Here is a 22050-nt window from a genome sequence, read left to right on the forward strand (position 1 = left end):
CTGCAGGCTCATGCCTGCTTCTGGGGAAGGACGGCAATGCCAAGCTCTTTCAGCTGTTGCTCATCCACGCTTCCGGGTGCGCCGCTCATCAGCTCGGCAGACGAAGCCACCTTCGGGAACGCAATCACGTCACGCATATCCTCGACATCCAGCAGCACCATCATCAAGCGTTCCAGGCCCCATGCCATGCCGCCGTGCGGCGGAGCTCCATATTTGAGGGCTTCCAGCAGGAAGCCGAAGCGCTCTTGCGCCGTTTCGTCCGGAATTCCGAGAACTTTCAGCATGCGCTGCTGAAGCTGGGAGTCGTGGATACGGATACTTCCGCCGCCCGCCTCATAGCCGTTGATGACCATGTCGTAAGCTACGGAGCGCACAGAACCGGGGTCGCTCTCGAGCTTGTCGAGGTCCTCCGGATTCGGCATCGTGAACGGATGGTGCATTGCCACCCAGCGGCCCTCTTCCTTGCTGTACTCAAACATGGGGAAGTCGGTAATCCAGAGGATTTTCGGGCTGGATTTATCAATCAGGTTAAACCTGCGCGCGAGGTTGCAGCGCAATGCGCCGAGGGAATCGTACACAACCTTGTTTTCGCCGCTTGCAACGAGGAACAGCACGTCGCCCGGCTCTGCGCCGAGTGCGCTGCGCACCGCCTTCGCCTCGTCCGGCGAGAGGAACTTCTCGTAGGAGGACGTTTCTCCCGTCGAAGCGAGCCGTGTCCAAGCAAGGCCCTTTGCGCCGTAAGTTTTAATCCATTCGCCGAGCTTGTCAATCTCTTTGCGGCTGAGGTTGTCGGCCTGTCCCTTGAGGTTGATGCCGCGGACGCTGCCGCCCTCTGCGAGGGCACCCGCAAACACGCGGAATTCCGTACCCTTTACGGCCTCGCTCACATCGGTAAGCTCCATTCCGAAGCGGAGGTCCGGCTTATCGGAGCCAAAGCGGTCCATGGCCTCCTGCCATGTCATGCGCGGAAGCGGGAGCGGAATCTCAATGCCGAGCAGTTTCTTGTATGCCTCATGGATAAAGCCTTCGCCGATCTGCATTACATCTTCCTGCGTGACGAAGGACATTTCAAAGTCAATCTGCGTGAATTCCGGCTGACGGTCAGCTCGCAGGTCCTCGTCGCGGAAGCAGCGGGCAATCTGCATATAGCGGTCAAAGCCCGAGACCATGAGCAGCTGCTTGTAAAGCTGCGGAGACTGGGGAAGGGCGAAAAATTTCCCGGGGAAAATGCGGCTCGGTACCAAATAGTCGCGCGCGCCCTCCGGTGTGGACTTCATCAGGTCCGGTGTTTCAATTTCTAAGAAACCGTTCTCGTCAAAATAATCGTGGGCAATCTTCGTCAGGCGGTGCCGCGCCATCAAAATGCGCTGCATATCGGGGCGACGCAGGTCAAGGTAGCGGTAGTGCAGGCGCGTTTCCTTCTGCACGGCCGAGTTTTCTTCAATGGCAAACGGCGGCGTTTCGCTCTTTGAGAGAATACGCAGCTCCGTGACGGCGATTTCAATATCGCCCGTCGGAAGCTCCGGATTTTTCGAGGAACGTTCGCGCACGATGCCTTTTGCGGCAAGCACGAACTCTGAGCGCACCGTGAACGCCTTGTCGAATATTGCACGGTCGGTTTTATCGTCAAACGCAAGCTGCACAATGCCCGTGCGGTCGCGCAGGTCAATGAAAATCAGTCCGCCGAGGTCGCGCTGGCGCTGTACCCAGCCGCAGACCGATACTTCTTTTCCCGCATCGGTGCTGCGCAGGACGCCGCAGTAATGGGTTCGTTTGAACCCGTCCATGAATTCTGCCATTGTTAAGAATTCCTCCAACTGTATGATTTAGAAAGATTAGATCCAGAAAGGCGGCTAAAAAATCGCCGCAAGGAAAGATTTCACGAGTATCTGGCAAAGGAAAATCGCCCAAACCGCTTTTTCGCGCTTGGGGACTGCCTTCGGAGCGGTTTTGTCCGCAGGCGCGGGTTTCTCGCCGGAAAGCGCTGCCTTGCTCAGCGGCAGGAACAGCAGATACCCCGCCATGCCGCCGAGCGTGTTGGTGAGCACATCGGTGATGTCCGCGATGCGGGAATCGCCGGAAAAGAGTTGGAGAAATTCAATCCCCAAGCTCAAAGCCAGCGTCAATCCAGCCGTGCTGAAAAATCTCTTCCGGTAAATCAGCGGCAGGAACACGCCGAACGGAACCGTCATGATGAAATTCAGAACGATTTGCTTCTGTGCCCCTCGGTACCCGTTCATCACATCACGGAACGGTATCCAATTGATGTGCAAGGACGGTACCCGAGTGGGCAGCAAAAGAGGCAACAAGGTAAAATGCAAAACGAAACAAAGGTAAACATAAAACGCCGTTCGGAAAAGCAAGCCCTTCCTGTCGCCGCGCCACCGCGGCAGCAGGACAGCAAAATAGACAAGTATGAGGCAGATAAAATCCGGAAGTTCCAGAAGGCACCTTCTCATGATCCTTTTCCTTTCCGTCTATTGGGACGGACAGATTTTCAAGGTGTTCGGAATGTCTCTTCGTGTTTCGTGCCGAACCTTAAAATTTCAGGTCGCCGAAGTCCTCTGCCTCCGAACTGATGGCAGCGAACTGCTCCTCAAAGTTATCGTTCAGGTCGATATCCTTTTTTTCGCCCGTCTTCATGTTCTTGATGACGCCTTTGCCGGAAGCAAGTTCATCGTCGCCGAGCACAAGAGTGAACTTGGCTCCGATTTTGCCGGCGTACTTCATCTGCGCGTTCAGGCTGCGGTCCATTTCATCGCAGGCAGCCTCCACCGCACATTCCCGCAGCCGCTGAACGAGCTGGAACGCCTTTTTGCGCGCTGCGTTGCCGATGGACGCAATATACAGCTCACAGGGTTCTTCCTCGGGGAACTGCACTTTCTGTGCCTCCATGACGAGCAGCAGACGCTCAATGCCAAGGGCAAAGCCGAGCGCCGGCGTCTTTGCGCCGCCCATCTCTTCCACGAGGCCGTCGTAGCGTCCGCCGCCGCAGACGGTGCTCTGCGCACCGAGGTCGTTGGAGACAAATTCAAACACGGTGCGGGTGTAATAATCGAGCCCGCGAACGATGGTGGGGTCGACCTCATACTCGATGCCAATGGAATCCAGCAAGTCCTTTACTTCCTCGAAGTGGCTGCGGCAGTCGTCGCAGAGATAGTCGAGGATATGCGGAGCGTCCTTCGCGACCTCAGCGCACTCGGGCGATTTGCAGTCCAGAATGCGCATCGGGTTGCGATCGAGGCGGGAAAGGCAGGTCTCGCAGAGTCTATCCTTGTTTTGGGTGAAATAAGCCTTCAGCGCCTCGGCGTACTGCTTGCGGCAGCTGGGGCACCCGATAGAGTTGATTTTTAGCGTGAGGTTCTTCACGCAAAGCCGCTCAAACAGGCTGTGCGCAAACGCAATCAGGCCGGCGTCGGCAACCGGCAGGGCAGAGCCGAACATCTCCACGCCGAACTGGTGGAATTCGCGCAGTCTGCCGGCCTGCGCGCGCTCGTAGCGATAGCATGGGGTGATATAGTAAACCTTCACGGGCATAGGCTCGTTGAACAGGCCGTGCTCCAGGTAAGCGCGCACGGCGCCCGCCGTTCCCTCCGGCTTGAGCGTGATGGAGCGGCCGCCCTTGTCCTCAAACGTATACATTTCTTTCTGCACAACGTCGGTTGTTTCGCCGACGGAGCGCTGAAACAGCCTAGTGTCTTCAAAAACCGGCGTGCGAATCTCGCGGAACCCGCTGATCTCCGCTTCGCTGCGCATTACACTCTCCACGGCCTGCCATTTTCCGGCCTGTGAAGGGAGCATGTCCTGTGTGCCTCTTTGTGCTTTGATCAGTTCCATAATTTTCTCCTTTTTATTCGACAGTTTCTTTTCTAAAGATAACAATGCCCCCGCCCCGATAAAGGGACGAGGGAATCTTCCGCTCGTGGTGCCACCCTTTTTCAGGGGACAAAGCCCCCCTCAAAACGCCCCGTCTGCGCGCGGGACAAGCGCGGCTCGCGGATGTCTTCCCCAAGCGGGCACTGCTGGCAAAAGCGCTCTCAGCCGCGGCGCTTTCTCTCTTTGCCGGTCCACCGGGTACTCCTTCCGTTCATCGCCGGAATTCTTATGATTTTTTCGGGTTCAGAATATCGCGCCATTCAAGGTCTCCGCGTTCCAGACCATGGATGAGCACTTCTGCCGTGGCAATATTTGTCGCAACGGGGATGTTGTGCATGTCGCACAGACGCAGCAGGTTCATGTCGTTCGGCTCATGGGGCTTCGGGTTCAGCGGGTCGCGGAAAAACAGCAGCAAGTCCACTTCATTGCAAGCAATGCGCGCGGCAATCTGCTGGTCGCCACCTTGTGAGCCTCCCAAAAAGCGCTGTATCGTCAGTCCCGTTGCCTCTGCAACCATTTTGCCCGTGGTGCCTGTTGCGCATAGCGTGTGACGGCTCAGGATGCCGCAGTAGGCAATACAGAACTGAACCATCAGCTCTTTTTTCGCGTCATGGGCGATCAATGCGATATTCATAAACTCCCTCCAGTTGATTATGTATCTTTCGGCATTTATTCTAGAATTTATGTAGTGGCGGAAGCGGCACTTTCACGCCTTCCAGTCTTGCAGCAAGGCGGGCCAATGCCATGCCTCCGGGCGATTTTTCCGGTGCGGGTCTTGCGTTTGCCCCTGCCGCAGCAAGCTGCGGGTCATCCGGGATAACGCCGATTAACCGGACTCCGGCGGCGTCGATCACGGCGTCTAAATCCGGGTAATAGCCCTGCGCGCGGAACGTAGCGCAGTGGAACCGGTTCACAATCAGTCTTTGCTGGGTGATGCCTGCTTCCAAAAGGCGCAGGTGCGTCTGCATGGTGTCACGCAGGCAGACCGGGTCCGGCGTTGCAACGAGCAGCGCGCGTTTTGCGGGAGCACAGGCACTTAAAAATCCCTGCCCAACCCCCGCCGGACTGTCAATCAGCACATGGTCGTAATACTTAGAAAGGATGCCGACCAGCTCGCGCATAATGTCAGGGCTGATAACATCTTCTTCCGTTTCCGGTGCTGGAAGAAGAAATAGGTTCGGAGAAAATGCGGAAACGTAAACGGCTTTATCCGGGTCCGCCGTGCCGGAAACAACGTCGGCAATGTCAAACACGCGGCGCTCCGCTATGCCAAGCATGTGGTCAAGGCTTCCGAGGCCCGCGTCTCCGTCAATCAAGAGCACGCGTTTTCCGCGCGCCGCCAGCGCGGCGCCGAGGCCCGCTGTGATGGTGGATTTTCCCGCTCCGCCTTTTCCAGATGTAATTACCGTTATTTTTTCCATGCAATAAACCTCATTATCATGTTACCACAGTTGTTTGTGGCAGTAAAGAACTTTTTTCGTCTAAATGCATAATTTTACCTGTTTGCCGAAGCAGGCGAAGCCGCTTCGGACGATGCAGAAGAAGCCGCAGAAGATGTCTGCTGCGAAGGCATGACGATGTTGCCGTTCGCGTCCACGGTTTTGCCGTAGAAATAAGCGTCAAAGATATCCTTTGCAACGCCAAGCGAGTAGGTGCTTGTTCCGCCGTGCGGCAGTATCACCGCAATGGCGATTTCCGGATTGTCATACGGCGCGAAACCGATGAAAACTTCGTTATCCGAGTGGCCGGTACCGGTCTCTGCAGTGCCGGTCTTGCCGGCGACGGCGATGCCGTAATTGGCAAATGTGCCGGCGGCTGTTCCGCCTGGCTGTGTGCAGGCACGCATACCCGCTTTGACATAATTGAGATTCTGCTGGGAAACACCTAACTCGGCGACCTTTGTAACCGGTGTTGTATAGACGGTTTTGGTCCGAGAATAATCCAGAATTTTTTCGACAATATGCGTCTTGAGGCGCACGCCGTTGTTGGCGATGGTTGCACAGTAAGTCGCCAGCTGAAGCGGAGTGAGCTGATTGTCGCTTTGGCCGATGGACGCCTGAACGGTGTCGCCGGCATTCCAAGCCGTACCGCCGGCAGCCCTGCGTTCTTCCGGCCCGGCAAGCGTGCCTTGGCTTTCCCCGACCTCAACGCCGGTCGCAACACCGAGTCCTAGGCGTTTGGCATAAAGATTCATGGCCGTAATGCCGGTGCGGTAACCCACGTTGCAGAAATAGACGTTGCACGATTTAGCGAGCGCGCCCTCAAGCGAAAGGTGGCCATGGCCCGAGAGTTTCCAGCAGTGCAGGTGCAGGTCGCTAAAAATATACACACCGGTGCAGTCAAACACCGTTGAATTCGTAATGGTGCCTTCCTGAAGCGCTGCCAAAGCTACCGACGGCTTAAAACTGGAACCCGGGGTAAACACGCCGTTGAAGGCACGGTTCAGCAGCGGCCTTGTTTTATCATTCAGGAGCTGAGTCATGTATTTTGAATCGCTGGCAGCCTTGTTCTGGTCATAAGAGGGGTAGGTGGAAGCGGCAAGAACCGCAAAGTCCTTCACGCGAAGAACAACGGCGGCACCTTCGGTGCAGTCTGCGCCCATCGGGTTCTCCGCCGTACCGTGCTTCTTTCCGTATTCCTGTGCGCCCTTGACATTCTTTGCGAGGGAAGCGTTGATAACCTTTTGCAGGTTGCTGTCGATGGAAAGCTGAACCGTATTGCCGGCAATTGGCTGTTTTGTGACGGTTTCGGAGACAAAGTTGCCGTTTGCGTCAAGCTCAACGGTTTTCTCTCCGGCTTTACCACAAAGCCAGTTTTCAAAGACCTTTTCAACGCCGCTCGTGCCAACGCGTGCATTCATCGCGTAGCCCTTCTTGAGATAGCTGTCCAGCTCGTCGGCGGAGATGGCTCCTACGGTTCCGAGAATCTGCGGCATGAGGGAACCGTCCGGATATTTCCGGATGGTTGTAACCTTGGCTTCCACGCCCGGCAGCTCGGAGGAATTCTCGCTGATGATGGCAACCGTATCCTGGCTGACGTCCTCGGCGAAAATATAAGGCGTTGAAATGGAAAAGCCCGTCTTTGTCATATTGTAGCGCACGGAAACAATGTTTCTTGTATCCTGTGGGGAATATCCCTTGCAGTCGTATTTTTCAATCAGGGCATCCATGCACTGCTCGGCCGTGGCGTAAGTCTGAAGGCCCAAAAAGCCCTTGGACTTGAGGTAGGCGATGTCTTTGTCACGGCCGGAGATAAACTCATATTTTCCCTGAGAGTTTACGGTAATAGGAAGCTCGTCCTCCCATTTCTCGTTGCGCGAATTCAGAAGCTTGATGAGCTTGAGAATGGTGGCGTTCTTTGTTTTGGTCGTCATGGTGGCGGCGTTGAACGTGATGGCATACCCTGTCTGGTTCACCGCAAGGCCGTTTCCTTTCGTGTCGATAATCTCGCCGCGCGCGGCCTCCATGGTTACTTTGTCGTCACTGGAAGAGTTGGCTGTCTGAAGCCATTTGTCGCCTTCCAATAGCTGCCAGCGCGTGAGCCGAGCGCCGAAAACGAGTCCCACCGCGACCATGAATATCACTAAAAACGCGACGCGTCCTTTGCTGACCGACTTTTTCTCTTCTTCGTCCAAAGCCTTATTCCTCCTTGGAGCGGATCTGCAGCGCAAGAGCCCGATTGAAATAGTAGGTAATCGGCATGACCGCAGAGGTGTACAGATAAATGAACAGGTAATGGGCTGTCAGAGAATAAAGAGGATCGCTGTAGCCCGGCATGACATAGAAGCACGCCCAGTCAAGCAGCGTGAGCGCTGCCGCGGAAATCAACACAACGAGCATGGCGGAAAGAAGATTCGTGCGAATCAGATTGGCCGCGACGAGCGAAATAATAAAGCACAGCGCGGCAAGCAGCATCGCGTGGGACCCCAGCAGGGTCCCCATGCCGAAATCAACGAGAAGGCCGCCAAACAGTCCGAACAGCATGGCGGGAATCTCCGTTTCAAACATCGCGATTGCCAGCACAACCGGAATCACCAAAACCGGACGCGCCCCGAAAAGCTGCGGGATGAGGCGCGGTGTCTCCTGCAGCACAAAGCAGACAAGAATCTCGATGGCATAGGCAAGCCACCGGATAAACCGATATTTTGACATCTTATTTTCCCCCGGATGAAGCAGGCAAAGAGGATGACGCAGAGCTATTCGCCGCTTTCATCGCCTCGCCCTGCCCTGCAAACGAAGTAATGACGAGAACGTCACGCACTTCCTTCACATTCACCGCCGGCTCCACTTCTGCGTAGAGTGAAACGTCGACATCGCTCCTCTTGACCGACTTCACTGTGCCAATCACAAGGTTGCGTGGATACACTCCGCCAATGCCGCTGGTGACAACAATATCGCCCGCAGCCACTTTCGTGTCGCTGCTGAGGTAGCGCAGCTTCAGGATATTTGCATCTGCTGATTTTATATCGCACCCGATGACGCCGGTCTCCCGCGTGACCTTATCCATCGCGCTGATCTGCGTGCTCGGGGAAAGGAACGTCGTCACCCTGCTGTAAGAATTGCTTACCGCCGAGACCCACCCAACAACGCCTGCGTCTGTCACCACAGGGTCATTGAGCGACACGCCGCTGCGTGTTCCCTGGTCAATGGTGAACTCCCCGAACAGATTGTTCGGGTCACGCCCTACGACTGCCGCCGTAATCGGCTTAAAATCCGGATTTTCATTTTTAAGCTCCAGAAATTTGCGCAGCTGTGAGTTTTCCTGCTGGTAAGTGTAATAATTCACGAGCTTTTTCCGGAGCGCATCTACTTCGGCGCGCAGTTGCTCGTTCTCCGCCTCTAGCTGCTCTTTCGTCTTTCCGCTCCCTGTTACGGCCGCCGCATTATTGGTCACAATGGTGCTGATGCGTTGCATGGGTGTGGCAACGCTTCCGAAAAGATTGGCCGTAAGGGAGTTTGGTGTGTTGGATGTAGCGAGCATCAGGCAGAACATGACAAAGATGAGCGCCACAAGAAGTTTGAACCCCGTGGAACGAAAAACGTCTTTCACGAACGTTTCCTCCTGTTTGAAAAAAGCCGAATCATCGCCGACAGAACAAAATTTTGACCGGGCTGACTGGTAGATAGAATGATTATAACATGCTTTTCCACAGCGTGCAATGTTCCCACTTTGGATGAATTTATTGCAAGTTCTTTCCAAAACCCTCTTGACAAATGAAAGCCTGTGTTATATGGTTAGTTACACAAGTAATTAACCGGTTAACTTGAAAGGAACAGTCTATGACGAATCCGTTTGTTGAGGAAAAACCGATATTCCTCCAAATTGCAGAACGCTTGGAAGACGCGATTCTCTCCGGCGCATTTCCGGAAGAAAGCCGCCTGCCCTCTACCACGGAGATTTCGGCCGCCTACCGCATCAATCCCGCAACGGCGCTCAAAGGCGTCACCCTTCTGGTGGAGGAAGGCATTGCCTACAAGCAGCGCGGCATCGGGATGTTTGTCCGCAAAGGTGCCCGCAGTCTCATTGCAGAGAAGCGCCGGAACGCATTTTACAGCGATTTTGTGCTTCCTCTTGTCTCCGAAGCCAAAAAGCTCGGGATTTCGGAGCAGGAACTGACCGCCATGTTGGAAAGAGGTTTTCGGAATGATACTTGAAATCAAGAATGTTTCCAAATACTTTCAGGGGAAGCCTGCGGTTGACCGCGTAAACATTACCTTGGAAGGGCCGCTCATCTGCGGTTTGCTCGGCCGCAACGGGGCGGGCAAGACGACGCTGATGAACATGATTTCTGGAAAGCTTTTCCCCACAATTGGGAGCATCTTTCTGGACGGCGAGCCGCTACAGGAAAATGACCTTATGCTCGGCAAAGTGATAAGCATGGGGGAAATTAACTACCTGCCGGAAGGCATGAAAATCTGCGAGGTTTTTCGCTTCATGGAAATGCTTTACCCGGGCTTTGACCGGGACTACGCAGACAGCCTCAGCAAAAAGTTTGAACTTGACACGCTCAAGAAAAACAACAAACTTTCAACCGGCCAAAGCACAATGATGAAGCTGATTCTCTGCCTTGCCAGCAGTGCCTCGGTTCTTCTTCTCGACGAACCCGTCCTCGGCCTAGACGCATACAACCGCGATCTGTTCTACCGCCTGCTTGCCGAAGATTACGAGAGAAATCCCCGCCTTGTGATACTCTCCACTCACCTGATTGAGGAAGTCGCCGGTCTTATCGAACGGGCCATCATCATCCGCTCAGGGCGCATCATTCTCGATGAGAATGTGGATTCTCTAATCAGCGGTTCTTATTCCGTGAGCGGGCCGAGCCAAGCTGTTGACAGCTACGCCTCCGGAAAAGATATTCTGGGGGCGGATACGCTCGGCGGCTTAAAGACCGTCTACCTGCGGGGCAAACCGGCACACGAAGCCTTATCTGCTGGGCTGGAAGTCGGGCCAATTAGTTTGCAGAAGCTCTTTATTGAGCTTACAAACCGTTGAAAGGAGAACTTGCTATGAATCTCAAACCGATTCTGCGCTATCAGTGTCTGGAAGTCAGCAAAGCTTTTTTCCCTTTTTATTTTTTCATTTTCCTCCAAAATTTCTTCCAAATTCTGATTGATCCATCACCTGACACCCCAAGTACTTTTCGTGGCAATGAAATCGCCACCATGATAGTATGCTTCGTCATCGGAATTTTGATTTTCAAGAATAACTTTCGGTTTTTCACTTCCTTCAGTGTTTCACGCAAACGTCTCTTTTTTGGTTTTCTGAGCGGATTGGGCCTTACTTCGCTTGCGGTTTCCCTGATTGACACCTTCAACTTTGCAGTATTCTCAAAATTTATGAAATCTCGCACCCTTTACTTGATTATGGCGCAAAATTTTTTCGGAAAAAGCCCAGATGCTCCAATCACGCCGTCTCTGATCTTTGCAAACTGGCTCTGGTGTTTCCTCGAGTACCTTTGCGTTGCATTATTCGGTTTGCTTATCGGCGCTCTCTACTATCGCATGAGCAAGCCGGTTAAAATTATTGTCTCCGTTGGAGTTCCCTCCATTCTCTTCTTGATTCTTCCTCTGATTGACAGTAATCTTGCGAAGGGGAGAATTCTCCATTTTTTAGTAGACACCTTTGTCTGGTGGGTGAACCTATCGTTGAAAACGGGTTCCGATCTTTTTTCTCGCCTTGCCATGGCCGCAACTTTTTTGGGCCTTTTTTGGCTTCTGCTCCGCAAGGCGGAAGTGAAGGCATAACGAAAGGAGCTGCTGCAAAAGGAAAGTACTGCAGCAGCTCCTTTCTTAAGGAAAAAGCAGCACAAACGCCGTTTTTCCGTGTATGCCAATCCAACAAGAACTGAATCTGGTTTCAGTCAGCCCGTAAAAATAGCAGTCAAAAACAAAAAGCCTCCTGTTGTAGTATGGAAACTACAACAGGAGGTTATTTCATGGCATGAAAATATACATAAGTAGAAGGGCTGAGCGAAGAGATTTCCTCTTAAAAAGCAGAAGGCAATTACAGGTACCGCTCGTCGTAGTGGGCGCGCTCTCCGCCGATGAACTTCGGTCTGGTGCGGGCGCACACAAGGTTCGCTTCGCCGATTTTCCGAATCGAAACGCGGACGGGCACCGCCACGGGCTGCAGGTGCATGCCGATGAGCGTGTCGCCGATGTCGATGCCGGCCTGCGCCTGAATCCTTTCGACGGCAACCGGCTCTCGGAACGCGTGATAGGCCGCTGTGGCAAACGAACCGCCCGCCTTCGGCTGCGGCACGACGTTCACAATGGGCAACCGGTAATACTCCGCCGCCTCACGCTCAACAATCAGCGCACGGTTCAGGTGTTCGCAGCATTGGGCGGCTAGGAAAATCTTCTTTTCCTTCAGTACGGCGTAAATCGCTTCAAACAGCGCGTCGGCTATTTCCGTGTTGGAAAAAGTACCGATCTTATGTCCGGCAACTTCGCTGGACGAGCAACCCACGACAAAAAGCCCGTTTTCCTTCATTCGCGCAGTTTCAAGCAGCTCACGCACGGCAGTTTCGGCCGCTTTTGCAAGATCTTCATACATCCGCAATTCCTCCATTCAAAAACGGGTTTCCGAAACGCCCGCCGATTATCCTTAAATATATTAGTAGTTAGTGGCTTAGTGGCGCGGGTTCGCGCGCACTTTAATGACAGCTTGAATCATCGCCGCTATGACCTGCGCATTGATCTGCGGGGTGATATCCGGCTCCGGTTCGCCTTCCGCCAGAACCATATATTTCGGCGGCAGCTTGTTGAGCGCAAGCGCCACGATATCCTTGCGGCAGCGGTCACACCGGCAGCAGGAAAAGCGCTCCAGCACATCATTGAGCTTGCCGAGAACATAATTTTCCATGATATTTACCACCGTAGTCTGGCGGTTGTCAAATGACGGGAGCGTGATGTGGTGCGGCTTCATCTCTTTTTGAGGCGTCGCCGGAATGGCGGCTGGCTTCTTCGCAGCCTCGTTCACAGGCTCCGCCGCGGAAACCGGTTCGATTTTCGGTTCTTGGGCAAGTGCAGAGCGCACAGACGAGGGCATCAGTTTTTTATACATCTGCTCCTTGTCAATCTCATTCTTCGTCCGAGACAAAACTTATACCCCCTTCGCAAGCAATTCGTCGATGAATTTCTCGTAATCGCGCGTCACGGTTGCGTGCGGGGCATAATCAAAGAGACTTTTCTGCACCGACTGCGCTTCGCCCGCAACAACGCTGCTGCGGATGAACGCGTCAAACACGCGGATATGCAGATCCTCCGCAATCAACTCCGCGGTGCCGCGCACCTCGCGCCCGAGATGGGTCTTGGGGTTGTATTTTGTCAGAAGAATTCCCGCGATGGAAAGCGTGTTGTTGCAGTATTTCTGCACGCGCACCACGGTTTCGTAAAGCTGCGCGATGCCCTGCAGACTGAAAATATCCGGAAGCATCGGCACAATGATGTAATCCGACGCGGTAAACGCATTAATGGTAAGAATGCCCAGCGCCGGCGGCGTATCAATTAATATGTAATCGTAGAAATCCTGCACCGGAGCGAGCGCTTCCCGAAGCAGATATTCACGGCCTGTGCTGGTATACTCCAAATCAATGCCGCTCAGCAGGATGCTGGAAATGATAACATCCATCGCCTTAAGGCGCTGAATGGCATATTGAATTTTCACTTCTCCTTTGAGCACATCATAAATCGACGCGCTGATCGTCGTATCAGCTCCCACGCTGAAGCCGAGGTTTCCCTGTGGGTCAAGGTCAATCGCCAAAACCCGGAAACCTCTCTTCTTGAGGCCCGCCGCAACAGAACAGGTGGTGGTCGTCTTCCCGACGCCGCCCTTTTGGTTTGAAACGGCTATTACCCTTGCCATGCGAAATCCTCCATTTTCCCTACGCGCCGCATCGCTTTTTTCTGCAGCATCTAAATGTTATTATAGCGAAAGCCTGCTGCTTTTACAATATAAGTTATCCTCTAGCAGAACGGCCTTGCATTTTAACGCTTTAACAGTTAAAATGAATAAAGAATCTATTGCCGATTGGGGATACTGGTCATGATTATCGTAATGAAAAACAACTGCACAAAGCAGGATGTGGAAAACGTCATCGCCGTGCTGAAAGAGCACGGGCTGGGCGCGAACCTTTCCACAGGCTCTCAAAAGACGATTGTCGGCGTGCTCGGCGACAAAACAAAACTCTCTGACGTTAATCTGGAACTGATGGACGGCGTGGAAAAATGCGTGCCCATCATGTCTTCTTATAAACTCGCAAGCCGTGATATGGTCCCCGAAGGCCGTACGGTGAACGTCGGCGGCGAGATTATCGGGGCAAACCAGCTCTGCATGATTGCCGGCCCGTGTGCGGTGGAAAGCGAAGAACAGATGATGCAGGCCGCCGCGGGAGTAAAGGCCGCGGGGGCAAAATTCCTGCGCGGCGGAGCCTACAAGCCCCGCACTTCGCCGTATTCGTTTCAAGGCATTGAAGAAGACGGTTTGAAAATTCTGCGCAAAGCCGCCGATGCCTATGGCCTCAAAGCGGTCACGGAGATCACCGACCACGACCTCATCCCCGTTGCGGAGCCCTACTGCGATATGTTCCAAATCGGCGCGAGGAATATGCAGAACTTCCGCCTGCTGCGAGAAGTGGGACGCACGAAAAAACCTGTCCTTTTGAAACGCGGAATCGCAAACACCATCGAAGAATGGCTTGACGCCGCCGAATACATCATGAGCGAAGGCAACTACAACGTGGTCCTGTGCGAGCGCGGAATCCGCACTTTTGAAACCGCCACGCGCAACACGCTGGACGTCTCTGCTATTCCCGTCGTTCGGGAACGCAGTTGCCTGCCTATTATCGTGGACCCGTCTCACGCCGCGGGCAAAGCTGCCTACATCGAATCGCTTTCGCTTGCAGCCGTTGCCGCCGGAGCGGACGGCCTGATTATCGAAGTACACCCGAACCCGAAGAAAGCGCTCAGCGACGCTGCCCAGCAGCTCACGCCGAAAGCCTACGCGGAGCTGTTCGGCAAAGTCCGTGCCGTTGCCGAAGCCATCGGCAGAACCATATAAAAATTTTGCCTATATCCTATATAATGATAGGAAAAACTCAACCTCATTTTGGCGGAATCAAACGGCATCCAAAAGCAAGCTGGGGTGCCGTTTTTTATGTCTTTTTTACGCATTCGCAGGCGACAGGATTTCTCCTGCTTTTATCTATTAATAGAAAGAGTGTCCGAAACCTTTTTGGCTGGCACTTTTGTACTGTAACCGAACCCATTTTTCACCGGGTTGGATGCAAAAGTGGATTCTTTTGTTGGAAAAGTTGAAAAGTATTGCACATTTTCCGCGCAGGCGGTGAAAACTTTCCGTCTTCTGAGTTTTCCACAGTAAGACTGAAGCTTGAAAAAGCACTTTTGTGCAACAAAGCACGGGTGTCTTGGAACGAGCGATAAACTTAAATTTTCGCTGTATTTCGTCGATTTCTGCTGATATTTCGGAGAAATCAGCCGTTTTTCAAATCATGATTCGACAGATTCCGTACCCTAAAACAGGTCCATGCTTTTGTGGAAAACTCTTTGTCAACAACAAGATGTTGAAAAGTCAGTTGAAAATGTTAAAAACCATAAAAATATTACTTGGAGGAATGATTTTCGTTCCAGATTTTCGTTCCAAAACAGACTTTTAAGGCTTCCACAACCCGGGATCTTCACGCAGGCAGAAACACACGTCCCAATTTATGAAATGAAGGGAAAGAACGGGCCAGAAATGACGCAGAAATGCGAGAAAACGAGAGATACTACGAAATAAATTAAAAAATCGGGTATTGACCCTTGACACGGTGCCAAGCGGGTGGTAGAATCGTAGAGTGTTATTTTAGTTTCTAACGTATGTTCAAAAATCATCAGGAGGGAATTTTAATGTCTACCTATATGCCGAAAGCCGGCGACATCCAGCGCAAATGGTATGTAATCGACGCAGCCGGAAAGCCGCTCGGCCGTGTTGCGGCACAGGCTGCTATTCTTCTCCGCGGTAAGCACAAGGTTACTTTCACACCGAATGCAGACTGCGGTGACCACGTTGTCATCATCAACTGCAAAGACGCAGCCCTAACTGGCAAAAAACTCGAAAACAAGATTTGGTACCACCCCACGCTTTACATTGGCCACATGAAGAAGGTCAATTATAAAACGTTGATGGCCCAAAAGCCGTGCAAAGCTATGGAGCTTGCCGTAAAAGGCATGATTCCGAACAACACGCTCGGCCGCGCTGCCATGACAAGACTGCACCTGTTTGAAGGCGCCGAGCATATCCACGCTGCTCAGAAGCCTCAGACCTGGGAACTGTAAGGGAGGATCTATACGATGTACGAGAAAGCACCATATTTTTACGGCACAGGCAGAAGAAAAAGCAGCGTTGCACGCGTAAGGATCTACCAGGGTTCCGGAAAGATCACCGTGAACGACCGCAGCCTTGACGATTATTTTGGCCTCGATACACTCAAAGCGATTGTCCGTCAGCCGCTCGAGCTGACCGGCACCAGTGAGAAGTTTGACATTGTCTGCCGCGTTGCCGGCGGCGGCGTCACCGGCCAGGCCGGCGCTATCCGTCACGGCATTGCAAGAGCTCTTCTGCAGTATGACTCCGAAAATCTCCGTCCCACCCTCAAGAAGGCGGGCCTGCTGACCCGTGACCCGAGGATGAAGGAACGCAAGAAGTACGGTCTCAAAGCTGCACGCCGTGCTCCGCAGTTCAGCAAGCGCTGATTTTTCCATATCAGACTTATTTCAAACCGCTTCGCCGTTTTGGCTGAGCGGTTTTTCTATTTTTCCGGCTCACTTTTCGTATTCCAATTTTCGGAATCTTTCGACAGGCGCCTCCGCAGCCCTCTCAAAACGGTGAAAAGCCGGTCTGCAAGCCGATTTTCCGGCTTTTTTCCGCGAGAAAAAAGGGTCGTTTTTCTTCTGAATTTAAAATAAAACAACATTGAAATATTTGTAACAAGTTTGTAACCGTTCATTTTGTTGCAACATGCACAGAATTCATCGGTGGACAAGGGACAGAAAAGAGGCGTTTTTCGCGGTTTAATGTCTTTTAATGAATATTACAATTTTGTAATTTGTGCAAGTTATACAAAACTCAAATCATTTTTCATTTGACAACCGGCGAATCGTCGAATATAATAGCACGCAATACAACGTCGCTTGCTACATGGAAGGCATTTCCAGTGGGAAAAACCTTCTGGAATCAGCCTTTCCGATGCAGAAATCAGGTGATAAATTTTGCAGATTTTCAGGCATTTTGGTTTTCATATGCGTCGCAGACCCGGCCGCCGAAAATGGACGACGGTTAGCAGGGCCCGCCAAATAGAAAAAGCGCGCAGAGAGAAGTTCACGCGCCTCGGCGTATCGCTTGCGCTGATGTGCGGAATCACTGCAGCCTCCGTTGCTTCGGTTGCAGCTTCCACATGGCACGCATCCATTCAGGTCGACGGTTCGACTCAGCCGGAAATCGTAATTGAATCCACAGATTCCGATTCGATTCTGCGCAAAGCTTCCGTTCCGGTGAGCACCGATGACCTCGTCTCCAGCACGATCGAAGACGGCAAGGTATTCATAACCGTCCGCAAGGCAAAGCACGTTACGGTTGCGGCAGATGAAAAGACCACGCCTGTCACACTTCATTACGGAGACACGGTCGCGGAGGCACTTTCACAGGCCGGCGTTACGGTCGGCTCCAACGACATTCTCTCTGCCCCGAAGACGATGCCGGTTACAGACGGTATGGAGATTACCGTCACACGCCGCGTCACGGTGAAAATCACGGCAGACGGCACAACGAAGGATTACCTCGTTGTGAAGGGCACCGTCGCAGACGCACTGAGCGAGGCAGGCATTACCCTCGGCTCAGAAGACATTACAGACAAGGCCCTGACCGATCAAGTTACCGACGGCATGCAAATCCGAATCGGGCGAGTCAGTTACAAGGACGTAACCTCGACCCAAGAGATTCCGTATCAAACGGTAACAAAGAAAGACAGTTCCATGAACGCCGGCACAAAGGTCGTAAAGACAAAGGGTCAAAAAGGCGTAAAGACAATCGTCATCCGGCAGAAGCTCTGCGACGGCAAGGTTGTGGAAAGCACCGTAACATCTTCCACCGTCACAAAGCAGCCGGTCAATGAGGTTGTGGTTGTCGGAACAAGGTCGCTTGGCAAGGCGTATGCCTCTGTCGGCACGGACGGAACCCTTATCGACCATAACGGTAAGCGCATTTCTTACCGGAAGGTCTACACCGGCAGGTGCACCGCTTACAGCGGCGGATGGGGAACGGCCTCCGGCATGAAACCCGCTTACGGGCGCGTAGCGGTCAACCCGAAGATTATCCCTTACGGTACAAGGCTTTATATCTGCTCCCCGAACGGGAAATACGTCTACGGATATGCGGTAGCAGCCGACACCGGCACGGCCGCCATGAGCGGATCCATCGTTGCGGACCTGTATTTTAACACTTACGCGGAATGCTGCAGGTTCGGCGCGCGTACCATGAATGTCTATGTCCTCGACTGACGAACGCCAAGCATAACTGAGAGTCAATTGGGCGGGAAAAGCGAAGCGCTTTTCCCGTTTTTCTATGCGCTTTTTTCGGGCGCAAATCGTACCCAAACCGCATACTATGGCACTGCGGGGCGATTTGTTAAACCGCTTTATCATAGATGGGCCGTCGGAGAAATTTTCTTCGGCGGCCTTTTCTGACGCGTGGTTGAAATGGCACCGCGTTTGGTTTACAATAGGCTGAGGAGGATTGATTTTGGATGATCGTTGCGCCTTCGATGCTAGCGTCTGATTTCTCGCACCTGAGCGATGAAATCAGACGAATTGATATAGCCGGAGCAGATTGGGTTCACCTTGACGCTATGGACGGCCATTTTGTTCCGAACTTGACCTTCGGCCCGCCAGTGATTTCCTCAATGCGTCCCTACACGGACAAGCCATTTGATGTTCATTTGATGATCGACGAGCCGATTCAATATATCCCTCAGTTTCGGAAAGCGGGAGCGGATATCATCACGTTCCACCTGGAGGCCGCCTCTGATCCGGACGCGGTGATTCAAGCAATTTCCGACGGCGGGGCAAAGCCCTCTGTGGCAATTAAGCCCGGCACGCCCGTAGACGCAGTGCTTCCGTACCTTGACCGTCTTTACATGGTTCTTGTCATGACGGTGGAACCCGGTTTCGGCGGGCAGAAATTTATGCCGAATATGCTGTCGAAGGTGCGCGTTATCAAGCAGAAACGTCCCGACGTGCTCGTGGAAGTTGACGGCGGCATCAACGACGTAACGGCAAAGGAAGCTGCTCGTGCCGGTGTGAATGTCCTTGTGGCTGGAACCTCCGTTTTCGGCGCAAAAGACGCCGCTGCGGCAATCAGCAGCCTGAAAAATTCAGATCGCACACTTTAACTGTTTTACTTGGGAGGTTCCGCCGAATGACCGGACACGGCGTAAAGCTGGGACAGGAGAATAACGAGATTCTGAAGCGCGGCATTTTGACAATGCCCGCGCCGAAAGGCCTTCCCGAGCCTTCCCGCCTCACAGTCGGAAGGGGGGAGCCGGGGCCAAGGCGTATTCTCCGCGCCGCGGAGGAAGCCGGCATCTGCGACGAGTTCCGCGGCATGCCGCTTCGCGAGCTGCTGGAGTCTCTGGCCGAATCGAAGCCGCAGGTTCTGGTTGCCCGCTGCTTTGACGACGACCCTTTTGCCTGTGCCTCACAAGCCGTTCTGCGTGAAATGCCCGATAAGGTGGCTGACGGCCTCGCCCTTGCGGCGAAGGCCTGCGGTGTGCCCAAAACGCGGATTGCAGCCGCTTCGCGCAAAGAATTGCGCATCTACAAATCCCATGGAATTCCGCAGCCTGCCGTCGCGGCGGGAGACAGCACGCCGGCAGACTTTTTCCTTTTGCGTCGGCTGTCCCGGGGTGGGGAAACAGCCGCGTTTATCGGCGCACAAGCCTGCGCCGCGCTTTCCGATGCCATTCGGCTCGGGGAGCCTCAATCGCATACTGTGGTAACGGTCTCCGGAGACGCCGTGGGAAAACGCGCAAATGTGCGGGTTCGCATCGGAACCCACCTTTCTGCCCTGCTGGAGTTCTGCCAAGCTCCGTCGCGCGCAGGATTTATCTGCATCGGTCCCGCTCTCACCGGACGCGCCGTCCGTAGCCGCGGAATACCGATCTCCGCTACAACACGCTGCGTTACCGTGATGAAAAAAGCGCCGAAGCAGTCCACGTTCGCTTGCGTGCGGTGCGGACGCTGCGAAAAGGTCTGCCCGGTAGGCATCATTCCGTGGCTGGTTCACCGTGAGCTTGAGGCAAACACGCCGGAACCGCTTTTGCTTTTTCACGTAGATAACTGTATCGGCTGCCGCGTCTGCTCCGCTGTTTGCCCATCCGGCATCCATCTGGAGGAAGAAGTTCGCAGCGCAGCTCGGATGAAAGGAGGGCACGACGCATGACGTCTCATAAATTAACCCCGCCGTTCGTGCGGGAAGGGCCCTCTGTACACTCCATGCTCGGGTGGACGCTGTTTGCCCTTTTTACGCTGCTCATTGTTCCTGTGGTGCGCTATGGAACACGTCCGATTACCATGGCATGCCTCACGATGCTCACTTGCCTCGTGTGTGAGTTATTCGCAAACCTGCTCGCGGTGGGAAGGCTGGGTCTGACGGACCCCTCCTCACTTGTTACGGGCATGGTCTGCACCATGCTTATGCCGCTCAACGCCCCGCTGTGGCTTCCCTGCGCCGCCGGTGCGTTTGCCATTTTAATCGCCAAGGCGCCATTCGGGCCGTTTGGACGTACTCCGTTCAATCCGGCCGCAGCCGGCACCGCATTTGCCGCTCTTTGCTGGCCGAGTCTTATGTATACTTACTTTGACCCCGCACAGCCCTATTCGCTTCCCGCGTTTGGAACCTGCACATTTCTTTCCGGGCAGTCCGCCGCGGCTGTTTTGAAGGAAGGGCTGAAGCCCGACATTCTTCCGCTCAATATGCTTTGGGGAGAATCTGCCGGCCCGCTTACCACAGGCATCGCGCTTGTGATTGCCGCAGGCGGGATTCTTCTTGTGCTGACCCGTTCCGCCCATTGGGAACCGATGGTCTTTTTCCTCGGGACTGCTGCCTTGCTTGCCTCCTTGTTCCCGCGCATCGCCTGCAGCCCGCTGACTTCCGTCAAATATGAACTGCTCTCCGGTTCCGTTTTCTTCTGTGCCGTCTTTATGGCGTCGAACCCCGTAAGCGCACCGCGCACCCGAGCTGGCAGATGCATTTACGGCGCTCTTGCCGGGGCTTTTGTGATGCTGTTCCGGTACTTCGGGCAGTTTGAGCAGGGTGCGCCCTTTGCGATTCTTGCCGCAGACGCCGCATCTCCGCTGATATCGGCGGCAATTACCCGTCTGCGCGGTTGGGAGGGACCTGTCCATGAATAATCGCCTCTCGTCGCTTCACAACACCGGCGTGATTTTCAAAAGCGGCCTTCTCTTCCGCAACCCCGTGCTGGTGGGCGCGCTCGGTCTTTTCCCGATTGTTTCGGCCGCCACGGGCCTGAAAAACGGCGTTGCGCTGTCTGTGCTGTTTCTCATGATTTCGGTTCCGTCCGAGCTGCTGTTCTGCGCCATCGGCCTGCTGATTCCAAAATGGATTCGTCCGGCAGCGATTCTGCTTGTTTCCGCCGTCTTTTATATCCCAGCGTTCTGGGTTTTGCAGCAATGGATGCCCAGCACGGCTAACAACCTCGGTCTCGCCGCTGCGCTGATGACCTGCAACTCGATTCTCTATTCCCGCACCGAGGAATATGCGCCTGAGCATATTTTTCCGGCGGTTCTGGCAGATGCTTTCGGGTGCTCATTCGGCTTTGCGGCGGTGGTCTGCCTTGTAGGCTCCGTTCGGGAGCTTTGGCTGACAAGGGACCTTTGGGGACACGGTTCTTTTTATGACGGAATCGGCAGCGGCTTAAACCTTCCGTTCGCCGGCTTCCTGTTCCTTGGTCTCCTTTCCGCCGTGGTGCAAAAAATCAACCTGCGGCGTGAAAATGTCGGAGCGTAAGGAGGGAATGAATGATGTTCGCAAAAATGCTGACGGCGGCGCTCCTTGCGCTCACGGTAGAAAACGTCCTGTTCGCAGGCGGCGCGGGATTCAGCCGCGCGCTTCGTGCGGCTCGGCGTCCTGCCAGTGCCGGCTTTTACGCATTGTTTGTCACGGTTTTTTCTCTCTGCTCCGGTTTGACGGGGTATCTGCTTTCTCCGCTGTTTTCCAGCAGATATCAGATTTACCCGGCTGCGATTGCCGCCGCTGCTGCGGTACTGTATCTCCTTGCTGCGGCTTTGCTGCGCACAGCTGTGCCTTCGTTCTTTGAAAAATACTCGTCGATTCTTGCACAGGCGGCTGTGAATACGGTTGTTCTTGCAGTTCCGTTCCTCCGCGAGATGTGCTCGTTCGGTCTTGCCGAAACCATCGGTTTTTCGCTCGGTACGGGTGCTGCGTTCTTCCTCGCGGTACTCCTTTTGGAGCAGGCGCTGCGCATTTGCTCCAATCCGGATATGCCCCGCGCGTTTTCCGGTTTGCCGGGGGTGCTTATCTACATTGGTATTCTCTCTATGGTATTCGCCGGACTGTCCGGTTCTGTTTTTTGATTCT

At 53.8% G+C, this 22050-nt stretch carries 23 protein-coding genes; 12 read left to right on the top strand and 11 right to left on the bottom strand.

The window, feature by feature from the left end; genetic code table 11:
• Nucleotides 1-8 precede the first annotated feature (8 nt).
• The 8 genes from aspS to mreC all read right to left on the bottom strand — a co-directional run bounded on the left by aspS (nt 9) and on the right by mreC (nt 8925).
• A complete protein-coding gene (gene aspS / locus NOG13_RS01265) occupies nt 9-1799 on the bottom strand; it encodes an aspartate--tRNA ligase (protein ID WP_283110510.1) in 1791 nt (596 codons plus the stop codon).
• Nucleotides 1800-1853: 54 nt separating this feature from the next.
• A complete protein-coding gene (locus NOG13_RS01270) occupies nt 1854-2459 on the bottom strand; it encodes a VanZ family protein (protein WP_283110511.1) in 606 nt (201 codons plus the stop codon).
• Between the two features lie 79 nt (nt 2460-2538).
• On the bottom strand, nt 2539-3837 hold the full coding sequence (hisS, locus tag NOG13_RS01275; RefSeq protein ID WP_283110512.1) for a histidine--tRNA ligase: 1299 nt from the start codon (nt 3835-3837) through the stop codon (nt 2539-2541).
• 265 nt (nt 3838-4102) lie between these two features.
• Complete coding sequence (locus tag NOG13_RS01280) at nt 4103-4510, bottom strand: methylglyoxal synthase (protein WP_283110513.1); 408 nt, start codon at nt 4508-4510, stop codon at nt 4103-4105.
• Between the two features lie 40 nt (nt 4511-4550).
• Nucleotides 4551-5297 carry a nucleotide-binding protein gene (locus NOG13_RS01285; protein WP_283110514.1) on the bottom strand — a complete coding sequence of 249 codons (747 nt, stop codon included), beginning with the start codon at nt 5295-5297 and terminating at the stop codon, nt 4551-4553.
• A gap of 74 nt (nt 5298-5371) precedes the next feature.
• A complete protein-coding gene (locus NOG13_RS01290; RefSeq protein ID WP_283110515.1) occupies nt 5372-7510 on the bottom strand; it encodes a penicillin-binding transpeptidase domain-containing protein in 2139 nt (712 codons plus the stop codon).
• A gap of 4 nt (nt 7511-7514) precedes the next feature.
• Complete coding sequence (gene mreD / locus NOG13_RS01295) at nt 7515-8027, bottom strand: rod shape-determining protein MreD (protein ID WP_283110516.1); 513 nt, start codon at nt 8025-8027, stop codon at nt 7515-7517.
• 1 nt (nt 8028) lies between these two features.
• Nucleotides 8029-8925 (bottom strand): rod shape-determining protein MreC, encoded by an 897-nt coding sequence (gene mreC / locus NOG13_RS01300; protein ID WP_283110517.1) that lies wholly within the window; start codon nt 8923-8925, stop codon nt 8029-8031.
• Between the two features lie 230 nt (nt 8926-9155).
• On the opposite strand from mreC, the gene NOG13_RS01305 reads away from it, so the two are divergent.
• The 3 genes from NOG13_RS01305 to NOG13_RS01315 are packed head-to-tail and all read left to right on the top strand — an operon-like array spanning nt 9156 to nt 11120.
• A complete protein-coding gene (locus NOG13_RS01305) occupies nt 9156-9530 on the top strand; it encodes a GntR family transcriptional regulator (protein WP_283110518.1) in 375 nt (124 codons plus the stop codon).
• The gene (locus NOG13_RS01310) at nt 9520-10368 is read left to right on the top strand and encodes an ATP-binding cassette domain-containing protein (protein WP_283110519.1); all 849 of its coding nucleotides are present in this window, start codon (nt 9520-9522) and stop codon (nt 10366-10368) included. The genes NOG13_RS01305 and NOG13_RS01310 overlap by 11 nt, the downstream gene beginning before the upstream one ends.
• Before the next feature lie 14 nt (nt 10369-10382).
• On the top strand, nt 10383-11120 hold the full coding sequence (locus NOG13_RS01315) for a hypothetical protein (RefSeq protein ID WP_283110520.1): 738 nt from the start codon (nt 10383-10385) through the stop codon (nt 11118-11120).
• A gap of 259 nt (nt 11121-11379) precedes the next feature.
• On the opposite strand, the gene NOG13_RS01320 is transcribed toward NOG13_RS01315, so the two are convergent.
• From NOG13_RS01320 to NOG13_RS01330, 3 genes are all read right to left on the bottom strand, one after another.
• Nucleotides 11380-11931: a TIGR01440 family protein gene (locus tag NOG13_RS01320; protein ID WP_283110521.1), complete on the bottom strand. Its 552-nt coding sequence runs from the start codon at nt 11929-11931 to the stop codon at nt 11380-11382.
• A 75-nt stretch (nt 11932-12006) separates the two neighbouring features.
• Complete coding sequence (locus NOG13_RS01325; protein ID WP_283110522.1) at nt 12007-12477, bottom strand: late competence development ComFB family protein; 471 nt, start codon at nt 12475-12477, stop codon at nt 12007-12009.
• A 3-nt stretch (nt 12478-12480) separates the two neighbouring features.
• Nucleotides 12481-13242, bottom strand: coding sequence for a ParA family protein (locus NOG13_RS01330; RefSeq protein ID WP_283110523.1), 762 nt, complete (start codon nt 13240-13242; stop codon nt 12481-12483).
• A 180-nt stretch (nt 13243-13422) separates the two neighbouring features.
• On the opposite strand from NOG13_RS01330, the gene aroF reads away from it, so the two are divergent.
• From aroF to NOG13_RS01375, 9 genes are all read left to right on the top strand, one after another.
• Nucleotides 13423-14436, top strand: a complete 1014-nt coding sequence (aroF, locus tag NOG13_RS01335) for a 3-deoxy-7-phosphoheptulonate synthase (RefSeq protein ID WP_283110524.1) — start codon at nt 13423-13425, stop codon at nt 14434-14436.
• Nucleotides 14437-15284: 848 nt separating this feature from the next.
• A complete protein-coding gene (rplM, locus tag NOG13_RS01340; protein WP_283110525.1) occupies nt 15285-15713 on the top strand; it encodes a 50S ribosomal protein L13 in 429 nt (142 codons plus the stop codon).
• A 15-nt stretch (nt 15714-15728) separates the two neighbouring features.
• Nucleotides 15729-16130 (top strand): 30S ribosomal protein S9, encoded by a 402-nt coding sequence (gene rpsI, locus NOG13_RS01345; RefSeq protein ID WP_283110526.1) that lies wholly within the window; start codon nt 15729-15731, stop codon nt 16128-16130.
• A gap of 516 nt (nt 16131-16646) precedes the next feature.
• On the top strand, nt 16647-17933 hold the full coding sequence (locus tag NOG13_RS01350) for a resuscitation-promoting factor (RefSeq protein WP_283110527.1): 1287 nt from the start codon (nt 16647-16649) through the stop codon (nt 17931-17933).
• Nucleotides 17934-18178: 245 nt separating this feature from the next.
• Entirely contained in the window at nt 18179-18823 is a 645-nt protein-coding gene (gene rpe, locus NOG13_RS01355) for a ribulose-phosphate 3-epimerase (RefSeq protein WP_283110528.1), read from the top strand.
• 26 nt (nt 18824-18849) lie between these two features.
• Entirely contained in the window at nt 18850-19872 is a 1023-nt protein-coding gene (locus tag NOG13_RS01360) for a 4Fe-4S dicluster domain-containing protein (RefSeq protein ID WP_283110529.1), read from the top strand.
• Nucleotides 19869-20843 (top strand): RnfABCDGE type electron transport complex subunit D, encoded by a 975-nt coding sequence (locus NOG13_RS01365; protein WP_283110530.1) that lies wholly within the window; start codon nt 19869-19871, stop codon nt 20841-20843. The genes NOG13_RS01360 and NOG13_RS01365 overlap by 4 nt, the downstream gene beginning before the upstream one ends.
• On the top strand, nt 20836-21459 hold the full coding sequence (locus NOG13_RS01370; protein WP_283110531.1) for an Rnf-Nqr domain containing protein: 624 nt from the start codon (nt 20836-20838) through the stop codon (nt 21457-21459). Before NOG13_RS01365 ends, NOG13_RS01370 begins: the two co-directional genes overlap by 8 nt.
• Nucleotides 21460-21470: 11 nt before the next feature.
• A complete protein-coding gene (locus NOG13_RS01375) occupies nt 21471-22046 on the top strand; it encodes an Rnf-Nqr domain containing protein (protein ID WP_283110532.1) in 576 nt (191 codons plus the stop codon).
• The last annotated feature ends 4 nt before the right edge of the window (nt 22047-22050 follow it).

This window comes from Thermocaproicibacter melissae, assembly GCF_024498295.1.
Lineage (GTDB): Bacteria > Bacillota > Clostridia > Oscillospirales > Acutalibacteraceae > Thermocaproicibacter > Thermocaproicibacter melissae.